The sequence below is a fragment of the Kitasatospora sp. NBC_01539 genome, from assembly GCF_045040525.1.
GTDB lineage: Bacteria > Actinomycetota > Actinomycetes > Streptomycetales > Streptomycetaceae > Kitasatospora.
Window position 1 is genome coordinate 4,825,354 of record NZ_CP109390.1, and the last position, 18,574, is coordinate 4,843,927.

At 76.7% G+C, this 18,574-nt stretch carries 7 protein-coding genes; all 7 read right to left on the reverse strand.

What is annotated here, in order from left to right:
* Nucleotides 1-77: 77 nt before the first annotated feature.
* Nucleotides 78-12,506, reverse strand: coding sequence for an amino acid adenylation domain-containing protein (locus OG335_RS20865; RefSeq protein ID WP_405012640.1), 12,429 nt, complete (start codon nt 12,504-12,506; stop codon nt 78-80).
* A gap of 110 nt (nt 12,507-12,616) precedes the next feature.
* A complete protein-coding gene (locus OG335_RS20870) occupies nt 12,617-13,621 on the reverse strand; it encodes an ABC transporter substrate-binding protein (protein WP_405012641.1) in 1,005 nt (334 codons plus the stop codon).
* Nucleotides 13,622-13,689: 68 nt separating this feature from the next.
* Nucleotides 13,690-13,938: a phosphopantetheine-binding protein gene (locus tag OG335_RS20875; protein ID WP_405012642.1), complete on the reverse strand. Its 249-nt coding sequence runs from the start codon at nt 13,936-13,938 to the stop codon at nt 13,690-13,692.
* A gap of 58 nt (nt 13,939-13,996) precedes the next feature.
* On the reverse strand, nt 13,997-15,352 hold the full coding sequence (locus tag OG335_RS20880) for a lysine N(6)-hydroxylase/L-ornithine N(5)-oxygenase family protein (RefSeq protein WP_405012643.1): 1,356 nt from the start codon (nt 15,350-15,352) through the stop codon (nt 13,997-13,999).
* Nucleotides 15,353-15,460: 108 nt separating this feature from the next.
* Entirely contained in the window at nt 15,461-16,327 is an 867-nt protein-coding gene (gene argB / locus OG335_RS20885) for an acetylglutamate kinase (protein WP_405015469.1), read from the reverse strand.
* A gap of 300 nt (nt 16,328-16,627) precedes the next feature.
* Entirely contained in the window at nt 16,628-17,500 is an 873-nt protein-coding gene (locus OG335_RS20890) for a siderophore-interacting protein (RefSeq protein WP_405012644.1), read from the reverse strand.
* Between the two features lie 7 nt (nt 17,501-17,507).
* Nucleotides 17,508-18,551, reverse strand: coding sequence for an ABC transporter substrate-binding protein (locus OG335_RS20895; protein ID WP_405012645.1), 1,044 nt, complete (start codon nt 18,549-18,551; stop codon nt 17,508-17,510).
* Between the last annotated feature and the right edge of the window lie 23 nt (nt 18,552-18,574).

The following is an 18,574-nucleotide window of genomic DNA, read 5'->3' on the forward strand; positions in this document are numbered from 1 at the left end:
ACGGGTGGTCGGACGGGTGCTCGGACGGGTGCTCGGCCCGGGGCGGCGGTTCGCCGCCGCGGGCTCGTCGCGGTGGCTCATCGCCGCCGCCGGGTGGGCCGGGCGCCGCCGCGCATGCGGGCCTCCAGACGGTCGATCTGCTCCTGCTTCAGCGCGACGAGGTCGAGGTCGGACGGGGTGATGCCGCCGCCCCCGCCGGTGCGGGTGTGCGCGGCGATCGCGTCGAGCGCGGCGAACCAGGCGTCCGCCAGGGCGGCCGCCTCGGTGTCGGTCAGCAGGGCCTGCGGCCAGCTCCACTCGACGGCCAGCTCGGGCCGGCCGTCCGGCCCGGCCTGCACGACCGCGTCGATCTCCAGCGGGTATCCGGCCGCCATCGCCGGGTCGGGCCCGGCGGCCGCCGCGACGGCCGCCCGCTCGTCCTGCGGGGCGAGCGGCCAGCCGCCCGCGTCGGGTGCCCGGCCGTCGGTCCGGCCGCGGTAGTTGAACAGCACCTCGGAGCGCGGTGCGGCCGCCAGCAGCGGCGCCGTCTGCGCGTTGAGGTGGCGCAGCAGGCCGTAGCCGAGGCCCTTGTCGGGGGCGGCCCGCAGCTGCTCCTTGACCTGCTTGAGCACCTGGCCGGCGGCCTCGCCGCCGGCCATCGCCGCGGCCGGGTCCAGCCCGGCCAGGTCGAGCCGCACGGGGTGCACGGTGGTGAACCAGCCGACGGTGCGGGCGAGGTCCGGGGTGCGGCCTTCGTGGCCGCCGCGGCCGTGGCCCTCCAGGTCGACGCGGACGGCGGGGACGGCGCCGGGACGGGCGGCCGCCACGCCGAGCACGAGGCCGGCCAGCAGCACGTCGTCGACCCCGGCGCCGAACGCCTGCGGCACGTCGGCGAGCAGCGGCGCGGTGCGGTCGGCGGGCAGGGTGCGGCGCAGGGTGCGCAGGGTGGCGACGGTGTCGCGGGCCGGGTCGGCGGCGAGGCCGCCCAGCGGCCCGGCGGGTCCGGCCGTCACCGCCCGCCAGTGGGGGAGTTCGGCGATCCGGTGGCGTTCGTGGGCGTGGGCGAGCAGGTGCTCGGCCCAGGCGCGCAGCGGGTCCGTCTCCGGCTCGGGGGTGCGGCCGGCGTAGGCGGCGGCGAGTTCGGGCAGCAGGGTGCGCCAGGAGACGCCGTCGACGGCGAGGTGGTGCACGGTCAGCAGCAGGCGGCCCTCGCGTTCCGGGCCGCCGTCGAACCAGACGGCGCGCAGCACCCGGCCCGTGTCGGGGCTGAGGGCGGCGGCCGCCGCGTCGGCCTCGGCGGCGGGGTCGGCGCCGTCCCGGGCGACGCGGCGCAGGGTCTGCGGGTCGGTGACGGCCGGGGCCTGTGCGGCGGGCAGCACCTCCTGCGTCCAGATGCCGTCGGTGCGGGCCAGCCGCAGCCGCAGGGCCGGGTGGGCCTCGGCGAGGGCGGCCAGGGCCCGGCGCAGCGGTTCCTCCCGGAGGCCCGCGGGCACGGTGAGCACGACGGACTGGTTGAAGCGGTCGATCGGCCCGCCGCGCTCGCGCAGCCAGTGCACGACCGGCAGCGCGGGCAGCGGCCCGTCGACGGCGGCGGGCGGTGCGGCGGCGGGGCCTGCCGCGGCGGCGGTCGGCAGGCCCTTGGCGGCGGCGGCCAGGGCGGCGGGCGTCGGGTGCTGGAAGACGTCCTTCGCCGTGATGGCGAAGCCCGCCCTGCGGGCCCGGCCGACCAGCTGGATGGAGACGATGGAGTCGCCGCCGAGTGCGAAGAAGTTCTCGTCCTCGCCGACCTCGGCCAGGCCCAGCACCTCGGCGAACACCCGGGCCATCGCCGGGGCCGGGCCCGGCCCCGCGGGGACCACGGCGGCACCCCGGCCGGGGGCGGGCAGCGCCTTGCGGTCGAGCTTGCCGTTGACGCTCAGCGGCAGCGCGTCCAGCACGGTGACCACGGCGGGCACCATGTGCTCGGGCAGCACCGCGGAGACCGCCGCGCGCACCGCGTCGCCGCCGACCGAGGCGCCGGCCTGCGGCACCACGTAGCCGAGCAGCTGCCGGGCGCCGCCGTCGGCGAGCTGACGCGCCGTCACGGCGGCCTGCCCCACACCGGGCAGCGCGGCCAGGGCGGCCTCGATCTCGCCGAGTTCGATGCGGAAGCCGCGCACCTTGACCTGGTCGTCGGTGCGGCCGAGGTACTCGACCTCGCCGTCGACCCGGCGGCGCACCAGGTCGCCGGTGCGGTACATGCGCCCGCCGGCGGCGAACGGGTCGGCGACGAACCGGCCGGCGGTCAGGCCGGGACGGCCGAGGTAGCCGCGGGCCAGCTGCACGCCGGCGAGGTACAGCTCGCCGGGCACGCCGACCGGCACCGGGCGCAGCCGCGCGTCCAGCACGTGGAGCCGGGTGTTCCAGACCGGGCGGCCGATCGGCACGGTGCCCGCGCCGGCCCACGCCCGGTGGTAGGTGACGTCGACGGCGGCCTCGGTCGGCCCGTACAGGTTGTGCAGCTCGATCTGCGGCCAGAGCGCGGCGAACCGGTCGACGGCCGCGGCGGGCAGCGCCTCGCCCGAGCAGAACACCCGGCGCACCCCGGTGAAGCCGGCCCGCACGGCCGGCTCCTGCTCGGCCGCGCCGGTGAAGGCGGTGAGCATCGACGGCACGAAGTGGCAGGCGGTGATCCCGGCGCGGGCGGCGAGCGCGGCCAGGTAGTCGGGCTCGCGGTGGCCGCCGGGCCGGGCCAGGACGACGCGGGCGCCGCTCACCAGCGGCAGGAAGAACTCCCACACCGACACGTCGAAACTCGCCGGGGTCTTCTGCAGCACGCGGTCCTCGGGCGTGACGCTGTAGACCTCGCGCATCCAGTCGAGCCGGTTGACGATCGCCCGGTGCGTCACCAGCACGCCCTTGGGGCGGCCGGTGGAGCCCGAGGTGAAGATCACGTACGCGGCGTGGTCCGGCCCGGCCGCGGCGGGTTCTGCCTGCGGGCCGTCCGCGTCGACGGCGAGCACCGGCACGCCCGGCACCCGCGGCAGCCGGTCGTCCAGCCCGGGCACCGACAGCACGCACACCGGCGCGGCGTCCTCGACCATCGCGGCGAGCCGCTCCACCGGGTACTCGGTGTCGAGCGGCAGGTACGCCGCCCCGGCGCGCAGCACGCCCAGCAGCGCGACCATCAGCCCGGCCGACCGCGGCACGGCGACGGCCACGATCCGGTCCGGCCCGGCACCGGCCGCGGCCAGCACCCGGGCCAGCCGCCCGGCGCGCTCGTCGAGCTGCCGGTACGTCAGCTGCTCGCCCTCGAAGTCGACGGCGACCGCGTCGGGGGTGGCGGCGGTGCGTTCGGCGATGCGGTCGACCAGGGTGCCGTCGCGGACCTCCCGGTCGGTGGCGTTCCACTCGCCGGCCAGGCCGCGCCGCTCCTGGGCGGCGGTCGGCTCGATCCGCTCCGCGGGCCGGTCGGGTGCGGCCAGCGCCTGCTCCAGCACCCGGATCAGCCGGGCGCCGAACAGCCGGGCCGTGGCCCGGTCGTACAGGTCCTCGGCGTGGATGACCGTCAGGTCGGTGCGGGCTCCGTCGGCGGACTCCACGAAGGTGAACGCCAGGTCGAAGCGGGCCGCGTGCACCGGGTCGGGCAGCAGCGCCGTACGCGCCCCCAGCAGGGCGTCGAGGCCGCCGGCCTCCCGGCGGTGCTGCACCATCACCTGGAAGAGCGGGTGCCGGCCGAGCGACCGCTCCGGGTTGACGATCTCCACCAGCCGGTCGAACGGCAGGTCCTGGTGGGCCAGCGCGCCGAGCACGGTCTCCCGGGAGCGCCGCACCAGCTCGTCGAAGGTCGGCATGCCCGCAGGGGCACCCCCGGCGGAGCGGGGGGAGAGGTCGTGCCGCAGCACCAGGGTGTTGACGAAGAAGCCGACGACCGACTCCACGGCCTCGTCGGACCGCCCGGCGACGGGCGTGCCGAGCGGGACGTCCGCCGTGCCGGCGAGCCGGCCGAGCAGCAGGGCGGCGGCGGCCTGCGTCACCATGAACGGCGTGGCGCCGCTGCGCCGGGCGTACGCGCCGAGCGCGGTGTGCAGCCCGTCGGGCAGCCGCAGCCGGACGGCGCCGCCGCGGCCGGTGGCCTCGGCGGGCCGCGGCCGGTCGGTGGGCAGGGCCAGCTCCGCGGGCAGGCCCGCCAGCCGGTCCGTCCAGTACGCGGTCTGCGCGGCGGCCGGCCCGTCCGTGCCGGCCAGCAGGTCGGCCTGCCACAGCGCGTGGTCGGCGAACTGCAGCGGCAGCGGGGCGAAGGCGGGCGCCCGCCCGGCGGTCCGGGCGGCGTAGGCGGTGTCGAGGTCGCGTAGCAGCACGCCCTCCGACCACTCGTCGCCCGCGATGTGGTGCAGGGCCACGCTCAGCACGTGCCGCCGCGGTCCCGCGGTGAGCAGCGTCGCCCGGACGGGCACCTCCACCCCCAGGTCGAAGGCGTACGCCCCGGCCTCGGCGACCGCGGTGTCGAGCTGCCGCGGTGCCACCTCGCGCACCTCGAAGGGCGTCCCGGCGGCCTCGGGCGCCAGGATGCGCTGGTACGGGCGGCCGTCGACGTCGGGGAAGACCGTGCGGAGCGCCTCGTGGCGGGCCAGCACGTCGCCGAACGCCGCCTCCAGCGCGGCCGCGTCGAGCGGGCCGTCGATCCGCAGCGCGCACGGGATGGTGTAGGCCGTCGTCGGGCCGTCCAGCCGGTGCAGGAACCACAGCCGGGCCTGCGCCGGGGAGAGCGGCACCTGCTCCGGGCGCGGCCGGGCGGCCGGGCCGGGGCGGTCCGCGGCGGCGGTGGCCAGCCGGGCGGCGAACGCGGCGGCCGTCCGGGTCTCGAAGAGGTCGCGCACGGCGGTGGAGACGCCGAGTGCGGCTCGCACCCGCCCGACCACCCGGGTGGCGAGCAGGGAGTGCCCGCCGAGCGCGAAGAAGTCGTCGTCGACGCCGACCCGCGGCAGGCCGAGGACGTCCGCGAAGACGCCGCACAGCACGGCCTCCCGCTCGTCGCGCGGGGCGCGCCCGGCGGGTGCGGCGAACGCGGCGGCGTCCGGTTCCGGCAGCGCCTGCCGGTCGAGCTTGCCGTTGACGTTCAGCGGCAGGGCGGGCAGCGGCACGATCGCCGCGGGCACCATGTACTCGGGCAGTTCGGCGGCGAGCGCGGCGCGCAGCGCGGCCGGGTCCGCCGTGGCGGGAGAGACGTAGCCGACCAGCCGCTTCACGCCGTGCCCGCCGCGGGCCAGCACGGCGGCCTGCGCCACGCCCGGCAGGGCGGCGAGCGCCGCCTCGACCTCGCCGGGCTCCACCCGGAAGCCGCGGATCTTCACCTGGTCGTCGTCGCGGCCCAGGTAGTCGAGCGAGCCGTCGGCACGGCGGCGCACGACGTCGCCGGTGCGGTACATCCGGCCGCCCGCGGCGAACGGGTCGGCGACGAACCGCGAAGCGGTCAGCGCCGGCCGGTTGCCGTAGCCCCGCGCCAGGCCGGGCCCCGCGACGTACAGCTCGCCCGGCACCCCCACCGGGACGGGCCGCAGCCGGGCGTCCAGCACGTACGCCCGGGTGTTGCCGATCGGGCGGCCGACGGACGGCGTCGCACTGTCGGCGCAGGCCGCGCCCAGCGTGTCGACGGTGTACTCGGTCGGGCCGTAGAAGTTGTGGCCGATCACGCCCTCGGCCTCGCGCAGCCGCGTCCACAGGGCCTGGTCGACGGCCTCGCCGCCGACGAGGAACAGCAGCGGACGGTGCACGGCGGAGTCCAGCACGCCCCACTCGACGAGCTGCCGGCCGAACGACGGCGTGACGTCCAGGGTGTCGATCCGGTCGGCGAGCAGCCGCTCGGCCAGCGCCTGCGGGTCGCGCCGCAGGTCCTCGCCGTACACGTGCAGCTCGTGGCCGAGCACCAGCCACAGCAGCTGCTCCCACGAGGAGTCGAAGGAGAACGACGCGGTGTGCGCGGCCCGCAGCCGCCGGCCGCCGGCCGCCGCCACCGCGTCGGCGAACACCGTGCCGCCGTGGTGCTCCAGCATGTTGGCCAGCCCGCGGTGCGGCACCTGCACGCCCTTGGGACGGCCGGTGGAGCCGGAGGTGTGGATCACGTACGCCAGGTCGTCGGCGTGCGGGGCGACCGGCTCGGCGGCCCGCCCGCCCAGCTCGTCGGCGAGGACGGTGCCGAGGCCGTGCGCGGCGAGCACCGGCAGCCGGGCGGCGACCTCGGCGGTGGTCAGCGTGAGCAGCGGCGCGGCGTCGTCCAGCATCAGCGCGACCCGCTCGGACGGGTGGTCCAGGTCGACCGGCAGGTAGGCGGCGCCGGACTTCAGCACGCCGAACACCGCCGCGACCAGCTCGGCCGAGCGCGGCAGGGCCAGCGCCACGACCTGCCCGGGACGGGCGCCGAGCGCCGCCAGGTGGCGGGCCGTCAGGTCGATCCGGGCGGCGAGCTCGGCGAAGGTCGTCCGCTGTCCGCCGCAGACGACGGCGACGGCGTCCGGGGTGGCGGCGGCCTGCCGTTCGAGGGCGTCCACGACGGTGCCGGCGGGCACCTCGCGGCCGGTGGCGTTCCACGTCCCGAGCAGGGCGGTGCGCTCGGCGGCGTCGAGCACCTCCAGGGTGCCGACGCGGGCCTGCGGGTCGTCGGCGATCGCGCCGAGCAGCCGCATCAGGCGGGCGCCGACGGTGCCGGCCTGTTCGGCGGTGAAGACGTCCGGCCGGTACTCGACGGTCAGCTGCGGCGCCTCGCCGGGCAGGGTGAGGACGGTCAGCGGGTAGTGCGTCGCCCCCCGGTTGCCGATGCCGGCGACCCGCACGCCGCGGGCGGTCAGCTGCTCCGGGTCGACGGGGTAGTTCTCGAAGACCAGCAGGGTGTCGAAGAGCGTGCCGTGGCCGGTCCGTGCCTGGATGTCGGCCAGCCCCAGGTACTGGTGGTCGAGCAGCGCGGACTGCTCCGCCTGCAGCCGGGCCAGCGCCTCGGCGACCGGCTCGTCGTCGTCCGCGGCGAAGCGCACCGGCACGGTGTTGCTGAACAGCCCGACCATCGACTCCACACCCGGGATGTCCGCGGGACGGCCGGAGACGGTCGCGCCGAACACCACGTCGGCACGGCCGGTGAGCCGGCCGAGCAGGATCGCCCACGCGCCCTGCACCAGGGTGTTCAGGGTCAGCCCGTACCGGCGGGCGGTCGCGGTCAGTGCGGCCGCGAGCTCCGCCGGGATCGGCAGTTCGACCTCGCGCCCGCCTGCGGCGGGGGAGTCCGCCGGTGTGCCCAGCGCGTCGGCGAGCAGGGTGGGCCCGGCCAGGCCGGCCAGCGCGCCGCGCCACGCCTCGGTGTCCGCGGCGGCGTCCCGCCCGGCCAGCCAGGCCAGGTGGTCGGCGTAGGGCGTGGGCGCGGGCATCGCGGCCGCGTCGGCGCCGCCGTACACGGCGATCAGCTCGCGCAGCAGCACGGGCGTCGACCAGCCGTCCATGACGATGTGGTGGCGGGTCAGCACCAGCCGGTGGTGGCCGGGGCCGAGCTCCACCAGGGCGCAGCGCACCAGCGGCGGCCGGGCCGGGTCGAAGCGGCGGGAGGCCTCGTCGTCCTCGATCCGGGCGAGCGCGGCCTGCTGCGCGGCGGCGTCGAGCGCGGTCAGGTCGTGGTGCGTCCACGGCACCCGGACGGCCGCGGCGACGAGCTGCAGCGGACGGCCGGTGCCGTCCCCGGCGAACCCGGCGCGCAGTGCGGTGTGCCGGCCGACGACCGCGTCGACGGCCGCGGCGAGCGCGTCCGCGTCGAGCGGGCCGCGCAGCTCCAGCGAGGTGAGCGAGGTGTAGAGGTCGTCCGCGCCGTCGGCCCGCTGCTGGTCGGCGTGGAAGAGCAGGCCCTCCTGCAGCGGCGACAGCGGCAGCACGTCCTCGGTGCCGGGGTGCGCGGCGGCGAGCCGGTCGAGGACCGGCTGGGTGACGTCGGCGAGCGGCACGTCGGACGGGGTGAGCCCGCCCGCGTCCGGCCGGGCGGCGTACGCGGCCAGCGCGTCGAGCGCGGCGAACCAGCGGTCGGCGATGTCGCGGGCGGCGTCCTCGGTGAGCACGCCGCGCGGCCAGGTGAGGCCGACGGACAGCTCGGCGCCGTCCGGGCCGTCGTGGACGAACGCGCCGACCTCCAGCGCGTGCGCGGCGGGCAGCCCGGGGTCGGCGGTCGCGGTGATCGCGTCGCCGCCGGCGGCGGCCGTCCACGGCGCACCGGTCGCGGTGAACCGGCCGAGGTAGTTGAAGAGCAGCTGCGGCTGCTCGGCGTCGGCCAGGGCGGGGCCGGCGACCGGGTCGAGGTGGCGCAGCAGGCCGTAGCCGGCACCGGCGTTCGGCAGGGCGCGCAGCTGCTCCTTCACGAGGGCGAGGGCGCGGCCGGCCGCGGGGCCGCCGGCCCGGGCGTCGGCGAGGTCGACGCCGGCGAGGTCCAGTCGGGCCGGATGCTCGGTGGTGAGCCAGCCGACGGTGCGCGCGGTGTCGGCGCCGGGCACGAGGTGGTCCTCGCGGCCGTGGCCCTCCAGGCGCAGCAGCAGGTCGGCGCGGTCGGTGCCGGTGCGGCGGCGGCCGAGCAGGGCGAGGGCGAGGGCGGTCAGCAGCACGTGGTCGACGCCGGCCCGGTGCGTGGCGGGCACGTCGGCGAGCAGCGGTGCGGTGCGGTGGGCGGGCAGGGTGAGGCGCAGCCGCTGTGCGGTGGCGGCGGTGTCGCGGGCCGGGTCGAGCGGCCGGTCGCCGAGCAGGGGCCCCGCGCCGTCGGCGAGGACGGCCTGCCAGAGGGGGAGTTCGGCGCGCAGGGCGTCGCCGGTGGCGGCCTCGGCGAGGCCGAGGGCCCAGCGGCGCGGGGGTGTGACGACGGGGTCGAGGGTGCGGCCCTCGTAGGCGGCCCGCAGGTCGGGCAGCAGGACGCGCCAGGAGACGCCGTCGACGGCGAGGTGGTGCGCGGCGAGGACGAGCAGGCCGGGGGTGCCGGGGCCGGCGTCGAGGTGGACGGCCTGCAGCACGCTGCCGCGCTCGGGGTCGAGCCGGTCGGCGGCGGCCTCGCGCTCCAGGGCGGCGGCGGTGGTGAGCTCGTCCGGGGCGACGGCGATCCGGCGGAGCCGGTCCGCGGCGGGGGCGCTGCCCGCCGCGCGGACCTCCTGCGTCCAGGTGCCGTCGGGGGCGACGTGCAGGCGCAGCCGCAGGGCGTCGTGCCGGTCGGTGAGGGCGTCCAGGGCGGCGGTGAGGCGGGCCCGGTCGAGGCCGCCGGGCACGGTGACCACGGTGGTCTGGCCGAACCTGGCGACCGGGCCGCCGCGGCCGCGCAGCCACTCGCTGACGGCGGTGGGCGGCAGCGGGCCGACGGCGTCCGCGGCGGGCCGGGTCTCCTCGGCGGCGCGCAGGGTCTCCGCGACGGCGGCGATCCGGGCGACGGTGCGGCGCTCGAAGACCACCCGCGGGGTGATGCCGTACCCGGCGCGGCGGGCCCGGCTGCCGAGCTGGATGGCGGAGATGGAGTCGCCGCCGAGGGAGAAGAAGTTGTCGTCGACGCCGACCTCGGCGAGGCCGAGGATCTCGCGGACGAGGTCGGTGAGGACCCGCTCGGCCTCGGTGCGCGGCGCGCGGGCGGCGGCGGGGCCGGCGGCCTGCCGCGGGGCGGGCAGGGCCTTGCGGTCGAGCTTGCCGTTGAGGCTGAGCGGCAGCGTGTCCAGGCCGACGAGCACGGCGGGCACCATGTGCTCGGGCAGGGTGCGGGCCAGCGCGGTGCGCAGCGCCTCCGGGTCGGCGGGGGCGGGCGCGACGTAGCCGACGAGCTGCCGGGCGCCGCCGGGGGTCAGCTCGCGGGCGGTCACGGCGGCCTGCCCGACCTCGGGAAGGGCCTCCAGAGCGGCCTCGATCTCGCCGAGTTCGATGCGGAAGCCGCGCACCTTGACCTGGTCGTCGGTGCGGCCGAGGTACTCGACCTCGCCGTCCGGGGCCAGGCGGACGAGGTCTCCGGTGCGGTACATGCGCTCGCCCGCGGCGAACGGCGAGGCGACGAAGCGGCCGGCGGTCAGGCCGGGGCGGCCGAGGTAGCCGCGGGCCAGCTGCACGCCGGCGAGGTACAGCTCGCCGGGCACGCCGACCGGCACCGGGCGCAGCCGTGCGTCCAGCACGTACAGCCGGGTGTTCCAGACCGGGCGGCCGATCGGCACGACCCCGGCGCCGGGCGCGGTGCGGTGGTGGGTGACGTCGACGGCGGCCTCGGTCGGCCCGTACAGGTTGTGCAGCGGCACGGCGGGCAGGGCCGCGTACCAGCGTTCGACGACGTCGCCCGGCAGGGCCTCGCCGGAGCAGAACGCGCGGCGCAGCCCGGCGCAGCGGGCGGCCGCGGACGGCTCCTCCAGGAACGCCCGCAGCATGGACGGCACGAAGTGCAGGGTGGTGACGTGCCGGTCGGCGATCAGCGCGGCGAGGTACGCCGGGTCCTTGTGGCCCTCCGGGCGGGCGAGGACGACCGACGCGCCCTCGCAGAGCGCCCAGAAGAACTCCCACACCGAGACGTCGAAGCTGGCCGGGGTCTTCTGCAGCACCCGGTCGTCGGCTTGCAGCCGGTAGGCGTGCTGCATCCAGGCGAGCCGGTTGACGATGGCGCGGTGGGTGACGACGACGCCCTTGGGGCGGCCGGTGGAGCCGGAGGTGTAGATCAGGTAGGCGGCGTGGTCGGGGGCGACGGCGGGCAGGGCGGTGCCGGGCGCGTCCTGCCCGTCCTGCCCGTGCAGCCCGTCCTGCCCGTCGAGCAGCAGCACGGGAGCGCCGGCCGGGAGGCGGTCGACCAGGGCGGGCACGGTGACCACCCGGACGGGGGCGGCGTCCTCGACCATGTACGCGAGTCGCTCGGCCGGGTAGTCGGCGTCCAGCGGCAGGTAGGCGGCGCCGGACTTGAGCACGCCGAGCAGGGCGACCATCAGCCCGGCGGAGCGCGGCACGGCGACGCCGACCACGCGGTCCGGTCCGGCGCCGGCGGCGACGAGGGTGCGGGCGAGCGCGTCGGAGCGCTCGGCGAGCGCCCGGTAGGTCAGTTCGGTGCCCTCGAAGACCACGGCCACGGCGTCCGGCACGGTGGCGGTGCGCTCGGCGATCCGGCTGACGAGGGTGCCGGGGCGCACCTCGCGGTCGGTGGCGTTCCAGCCGTGCAGCAGCTCGGCGAGTTCCTCGTCGGCGGGCAGCGCGAGGTCACCGATCGGGCGGTCGGGGGCACCGGCGAGCCGGGTCAGCAGGTCGGCGCAGCGGCGGGCGTGGCCGGCGAGTTCCGCGGCGGTGTACAGCGCCGGGTTGGCGTCGAACTCCAGCACCAGGCGGTCCTGCGGGTCCTTGGTGACGGAGAGCGCGACGTCGTCGACCGGGCCGGAGGCCAGGGTGACGGTCCGTCCGGGCACCCCGGCGAAGTCCGGGCCGGTGCCGAAGGGCTTGAGGTTGAGCAGCGGCCCGTACAGCCGCTCGTCGGTGCCGACGAGGCCGAGCTCGCGGCGCAGCTCCTCGCCGCGGTGCAGCTGGTGCCGGCGGAGCTCCTTCAGCGCGGCCGCGGCCCGCCGCAGCAGGCCGGTGAAGGTGTCGGCGCCGCCGACGGCCAGGCGCAGCGGCAGGATGTTGACGGCCATGCCGGGCACCCGCAGCGTGCCGGGCGCGGTGCGCGCCATGACGTGCGTGCCGAGCAGCGCGTCCGGGGTGCCGGTCATCCGGTGCAGGTACGCGGCGAAGCCGGCGGCGGCGGCCTCCGCCCAGGTGGTGCGGGTGGCGCGGGCGGCGCCGAGCACCGCGGCGGACGCCTCGGCGGAGAGCTCCACCCGGTGCCGCAGCGACGCGGGCGAGGCCTGCGCGGTGGTCTCGGTGAGCCCGGCCGCGGCGGGCCGGTCGGCGAGGCGGTCGAGCCAGTACGCCCGGTCGGCGGCGGCCTGCTCGGAGCCCAGGTGGGCGGCCTCGGCCTCGGCGAGCAGCCGGGAGGGGCGGAAGGGACTCGCGGGCACGGGCTCGTCGCGGACGAGGGCGGTGTACACCTGGGCGACCCGGCGGGTGAGCAGGGCGACGCTGTAACCGTCGACCACCAGGTGGTGGAACCACTGGAACCACAGGTGCCGCTGTTCGCCGGTGCGGACGAGCAGCGATCCGGTCAGCGGGCCGGCGCCGGGGCCCTCCAGCGGGGTGGGGAGGGCGAGCTGGTCGCGCACCAGGCCGACGGCGGCGGCGACCGGGTCGGCGGCGCCGCGGGTGTCGAGCCGCGGCAGGTGCCAGGTGTCGGCGTCGAACCCGGACGGCCGGGCGACGGTGCGGCCGTCCTGCGTGGCGAGGCGGATGTGCAGTCCGTCGGCCTCGCCGAGGGTGCGGCGCAGTGCCTGCTCCAGGGCGGCGGTGTCGAGCGGGCCGTCCAGTTCGACGTACTGGCCGACGTTGTACGCGGGGTTGTCGGGGTCGATCCGCTGGGCGGCGAGCACTCCGGCCTGGGCGGCCGTCAGACCGGCCGTCCCGTCGGCCGCGTGCTGCGGGGTGGGGGTGCTCGCCTCAGGCATCGTCGGCCCTTCCCGGTCGTCGGTGCGCCGCCCGCCGGGGCGGGGGTGGTGCGGTGTGTGCTGGTGGAACGGACCCGGGCGGCCGCGGCGGCGGCCGCCCGGGGGCGGGCCTAGAGGCCCTTGAGGATCGTCTCGATCTGGTTCAGCACGTCGATGGAGGTGCCGTAGCGGTCGCTGGTGGCGTAGGTGACCGGCAGGACCTTCCCGGCCTTGACGGCCTTGAGGTTCTGCCAGGCCGGCTGCTTGTCGAGGTCCTTGGTGTCCTGCGGCACCTCGCCGGTGGCGGCCATCCGCGGCACGAGGACGATGTCGGCGTCGGCCAGCACGTCGAGCTTCTCGGTCGAGTAGGTGACCTCGTGCTCCTTGCCGTCCGCGGAGGCCTGGGAGAAGGTCGCGCCCGCGTCCTTCAGCACCCGGCCGACCCAGGAGGTGCTGGTGTCGACGAGGAACTCGCCGCCGCCGTAGGAGGAGGCGATGGTCCACTTCACCGAGTTGAGCCTGCCCGCGTAGGTGGCCTTGATCTGTGCGGCCTTGGCGTCGTAGTCCGCCTTGAGCTTCGCGAACTCGGCGTCCTTGCCGACGGCGGTGGCGATCTTCTCCTGGGCGTTCAGCAGGTCGACCGGGGTCTCGATGCCGAAGTACAGGGTGGGGGCGATGCCTTCGAGCTTCTTGACGCCCCAGTCGAAGGCGGTGGCGCCCTCGACGACGATCAGGTCGGGCTTGAGCGAGGCGACCTTCTCGATGTTGATCTCGATGCCGGAGCCGATCGGCTCGATCTTCGCCGCGGCCTCCTTCTGCGCGGGCAGCAGCTCGACCGGGTTGTTCTCGTCGAGGGTGCTGGTGCCGACCGGCTGCACGCCGAGGTCGAGGAGCGCGCCGGTGGCGTACGAGATCGAGACGATCCGCTTCACGCCGGCGGGCACGGTGACCTTGCCGTTGGTGGCCTCGACCACGACCGGGCCGGCGGCGGCGCTGCCGCTGCCCGCGGTGTCGCCGGCGGGCGCGGCGTCCTTGCCGCCGTCGGAGCCGCAGGCCGCGAGGGTGAGCACGGCGGCCGCGGAGAGCGAGACGGCGGCGAGTCTGCGGCGGGTCCGGGGCAGGGCGGTGGTGCGCATGGTTCTCCTCGGGAGTGGTGCGGTTGCCCGGCGGCCGACGGGTGCCGCCGGCGGGCGTCGGGGGAGGCTCAGGCGGCCAGGTGGGCGGCCACGGAGCGCAGGGTCGGGGCGGGACCGAGCTCGACCAGGTCGGCGAACTCGACCTGCGCGCCGCGGCCCCGCCAGGTCTCGACGAGGCCCATCAGGCGGATCGAGTCGAGGCCGAGGTCGCGGAGGTCGTCGTCGTCCGCGATGTCCTCCGGCCGCTCGCCGAGGACGTCGGCGAGGTCGGCGCGCAGGGTGTCGAGGTCGAGGCCGGCAGGCGTGCCGTCGGGCATGGTCGGGTGGTCCGTTCCGGTCGGGGGCGTACGGGCGGTGTGGGTCGGCGTGCGGCGGTCAGGGCCGGACGGCGGCCGCCCGGTCGGCGGCGAGCGTGCGGCCGGTGCGGCGCAGCAGCAGGGAGTCGGAGATCTCTCCGGAGCGCACGGCCAGGGTGGAGAGCAGCGAGGAGGTGATGCCGTGCGTGTGCTCGGTGCCGCCCTGCAGGTAGATGCCGACGTCGACGTGGTCGGCCATCAGCACGCGGTGGTCGCGGTCGACCCGCAGCCGGTCCCGGTCGTCGGTGAGGCAGTCGGCGGCGAAGGCACCGAGGAGTTCGCGCGGGTCGACGTGCGTGTAGCCGGTGGCGAGCACCACCGCGTCCGATTCGAGGGCGAGTTCCTCGTCGGTGGCGAGGTTGCGCACGAACGCGCGGGCGCCGTCGGCGGTGTGCTCGACGCCGGTGAGGCGCGAGGTGTTGAGCATCCGCAGGCGCTCGCGGCCGGCGACCTTCTCCTGGTAGACGGTGCGGTAGAGCGCCTCGATGAGGTCGCCGTCGACGACGGAGTAGTTGGTGTTGGCGTGGTACCCGAGCAGGTCCCGCTTCACGGACTCGGGGGCGCCGTAGTAGTCGTCGACGGCGGCGGGGTCGAAGATCCTGTTGGCGAACGGGCTGTCGTCGGCGGGGCTGTAGCCGTACCGGGAGAACACCGCGCAGATCTCGGCGTCGGGGTACGTGCGGTGCAGGTACTCGACGGCCTCGGCGGCCGACTGCCCGGCGCCGACGACGGTGAAGCGGCGGTGCCGCAGCTCCGTCAGGGCCGGTGCGCGGAAGAGCAGGTCGCGGGTGTGCCAGACGCGTTCGCCCGCGGTGACGCCCTCGGGCAGGGTGGGACGGAGGCCGGTGCCGACGGCGATGTTGCGGGCGAGGGAGGTGCGCCGGTCGCCGCCGCCGACCCGCTCGTCGGTGACCTCGACGGCGGCCACCCGGCCGTCGGCGTGCACCGGGCGGACCCCGACGACCCGGCGGCCGTACGCCACGGCGCCGGAGAACTCGGCGGCGCACCACTCGAAGTAGTCGTGGAACTCCAGCCGGGTCGGGAAGAAGGACTTCTGGTTGATGAAGTCGGCGAGCCGGCCGCGCTCCTGGAGGTACGTCAGGAAGGTGAAGCGGCTGCGCGGGTCGCGCATGGTGACGAGGTCCTTGAGGAACGACACCTGCATGGTGGCGCCTTCGAGCAGCATGCCGCGGTGCCAGCCGAAGCGCTCCTGCTGCTCCAGGAAGCGCACCTGCAGGGTGTCCTGCGGGTTGCGGCCGTTGTGGTCGTCGACCGCGATGGCGAGCGCCAGGTTGGCGGGGCCGAAGCCTATGCCGACGAGGTCCTCGATGGCGTCGCCCTGGCCGGGCACGTCGTCCTTACGCAGTCGAGACATGCTCGTCCTTCCGTCGCTTGTGCTGCTCGGGCGGCGGAGACCCGCTCTGCCGATCGACCCCCCCATAAGGTAAGGCTAGCCTAACTTCCCTTACCGGTCAGGGGTAGGTCAAATTCCGTCCGTGTGCGCAGCGTTGGGGTGGGGGAGTGGGCCGGGTGTCACGAGGGTGCCGGGTGCGCCGGGCCGGAAGGCCTCCAGCAGGCTGTGCCGCACGCGCCCGTCGAGCACGCGGGCGGTGCCGACACCGGAGCGGACGGCGTTCAGGCAGCCCTCCATCTTCGGCAGCATGCCGCTGGCCAGGGTCGGCAGCATCTCCTCCAGCTCGGAGGCGGACAGACGGTCGATCACGTCGTCCGAGTCGGGCCAGTTCTTGTACAGGCCCTCGACGTCGGTGAGCACGACGAGCATCTCGGCGCCGAGGGCGACGGCGAGGGCGGCCGCGGCGGTGTCGGCGTTGATGTTGTAGACGTGGCCGTCGGTGCCGCGCGCGATCGAGGAGATGACCGGGATGCGGCCGTCGCCGATCAGCGCCTTCACCGCGCCGGCCTCGATGTCGACGATGTCGCCGACCAGGCCGATGTCGACCTGCTCGCCGTCGACGACGGCGTAGCGCTTCACGGCCGTCATGGTGTGCGCGTCCTCGCCGGTCATGCCGACCGCGAACGGGCCGTGGCCGTTGAGCAGGCCCACCAGCTCGCGCTGGACCTGCCCGGAGAGCACCATCCGCACGACGTCCATCGTCTCCGGCGTGGTGACCCGCAGCCCCGCGGTGAACGACGACTCCAGGCCCAGCTTCTCCAGCTGCGCGCTGATCTGCGGGCCGCCGCCGTGCACGACCACCGGGTGCAGCCCGGCGTAGCGCAGGAAGACGACGTCCTGGGCGAAGGCCGCCTTCAGGTCCTCGTCGACCATGGCGTTCCCGCCGAACTTCACGACGACGGTGCGGCCGCGCAGGTGGGCCAGCCGGGGCAGCAGGTCGAGCGGGCGGTGGGTGCGGTGGTGCGGGCGGGTGTCCCGGCGGGCGGGGCCGGGTCGCTCGGCGAGGCGGCTGCTCACTCGTCCCCCAGGGTCGCGAAGTCCGCACGGCGGCGCGGCCCGCCCCCGTGGCCCGGGTCGCCGGCCGGCCCGGAGGCGGCGGCCGACCGGGGTGCGGGCACCCCTTAGGCAAGGTTTACCTTACATAGCCCTCGGGGTTCCGTCACCACCTCCGGCAGCGCCCGGTCCGGGCCGCGCCGGCGGCCCGGGCCGTTCCGCCGCAGCGGTGCTGAGCCCGGGTCAGTCCGCCGGGCCGGCCGCGGCGGCCGCCTCGGCGCGCAGCTGCTCCTCGGACACCCCCCGGCGCCAGTACCCGGAGAAGCAGACCGACCGCCGGTCGGTGCCCCGCTCGCCGACCAGGTGACGGCGGAGCGCCCGCACCGCCCCGGCCTCGCCGGCCAGCCACGCGTACGGCCGCCCGGCCGGCAGGTCGGCGGCGCGCACGGCCTCGGGCAGCCCGGGGTCGCCGGCCTCCCGCACCAGCCAGGTGATCCGGGTGCCGGGCGGCCCGGCGAGTTCCTGCACGTCGGCCGCGTACGGCACCGAGACGAACACCGTGGCGGGCAGGTCCTCCGGCAGCGACTCCAGTACGGAGCCCACGGCCGGCAGCGCCGTCTCGTCGGCGGCCAGCAGCACCCACTCCGCGTCCGCGGGCGGGCGGAAGCCGACGCTGCGGTTGTCCGCGACGGCGGGCCCCAGCAGCACGACCCGGTCGCCGGGCCGGGCGCCGGCGGCCCAGCGGGCCGCCGGTCCAGCGGGGCCGGACACCTCCGTGCCGACCCCGTGCAGGGCGAAGTCCACGTCCACCTCGGCCTGTTCGGGCCGGTGCGCCCGCACGGTGTACGAGCGCATCACCGCCGCGACCGCGGGGTCGAGCGCGCGCCAGGCGGCGAACCATCCGTCCCCGGCCTCCAGCGGCAGCACCGGGGCGTCCTGCCCGGGATGCGGCAGGAAGAGCGAGAGGCTCTGGTCGCGGCCGCCGGACCGGAAGCCCCGCAGGCCCTCGCCGCCGAAGGTGATCCGCAGCAGGGTGGGGCCGAGCCGGGCGGTGCGGACGACGGCCGCCCCGAAGAACCCGAACTCCGCGGCCTCCGGGGCGGATGCGCTGCTCATGGGCGGATCACGCCACCTTCCGGGCGCTCCGGATCGCCTTCGCGAGGTTCTCCAGCAGCGGTGCGGCGCCCGCGTACGAGAAGCGCGGCACGGCGTCCCAGGGGGTGACCTGGCCGGCCCGCACGGCGGGCAGCTCGCCCCAGGCGGGCTTGGCGGTGAGGTCCTTGGGCTGCAGCGCGGTGCTGCGGTTGTCGAGCAGGATCACGTCGGCGGCGTACTTGCCGGCGTTCTCCCAGCTCAGGCCCTCGTAGTAGTCGCCGCCGTCGGTCTTCTCCGGCACGATGACGTCGACGCCCAGCTGCGAGAAGTACAGCAGGTCGGTGCTGACCTTCGGGTTGGAGACGTAGAAGAGGTCCGGGCTGCCGGACGCGGCGAGCACCCGCAGGCCGCCGGAGGCCTTGGCGGCCTGGCGCAGGGTCTCGGCGGCCTTCTCGAAGCGGGCCTTGGCGTCGGTGACCTTCGGGGCCGTCAGGTCGGCGCCCAGCGAGGCGGCGAGGGCGGCGTAGCGCTCGATCGGCTGGGTCAGCGGCACCCGGCCGGTGGTGATCGCGACGGACGGGGCGAGCTTGAGGATCTTGTCCTTGCTCTCGTCCGGCACGTACCAGAGGGCGTCCGCGTCGTACATGTGGGTCACCAGCAGGTCGGGCCGGAGCGCCGCGTACTTCTCGATGTTGAACTCGCCCCAGGCGTTGCCGACGATCTCGACCTTGCCGAGGTCCAGGCTGCCGGCCTGCGGGTCGGCCGAGCCGTCCGCCTTCTTCGTCTCGCCGAAGACGCCGACCAGGCTGCTGCCCAGGCCGAAGTCGGCGAGGGCGGCGGCGGTGCCGGTGAAGGCGACCACGCGGGTGGGGGCGGACTTCGCGGTGACGGCCTTCCTGCGGTCGTCGGTGAACGACCACGGGCCGCTGCTCGCGGCGCCGCCGCCGGCCGGCGCGCCGCCGGACTTCCCGTCGCTGCCGCAGGCGGTGAGGAGTGCACCGGCGGCGGCGGCCCCGCCGGCGGCGAGGAGGCCGCGGCGGGAGAGGTGGGCAGAGGTCCGGTCGTGCGACATGGCGGTCCTTCGGGGCAGGTGCG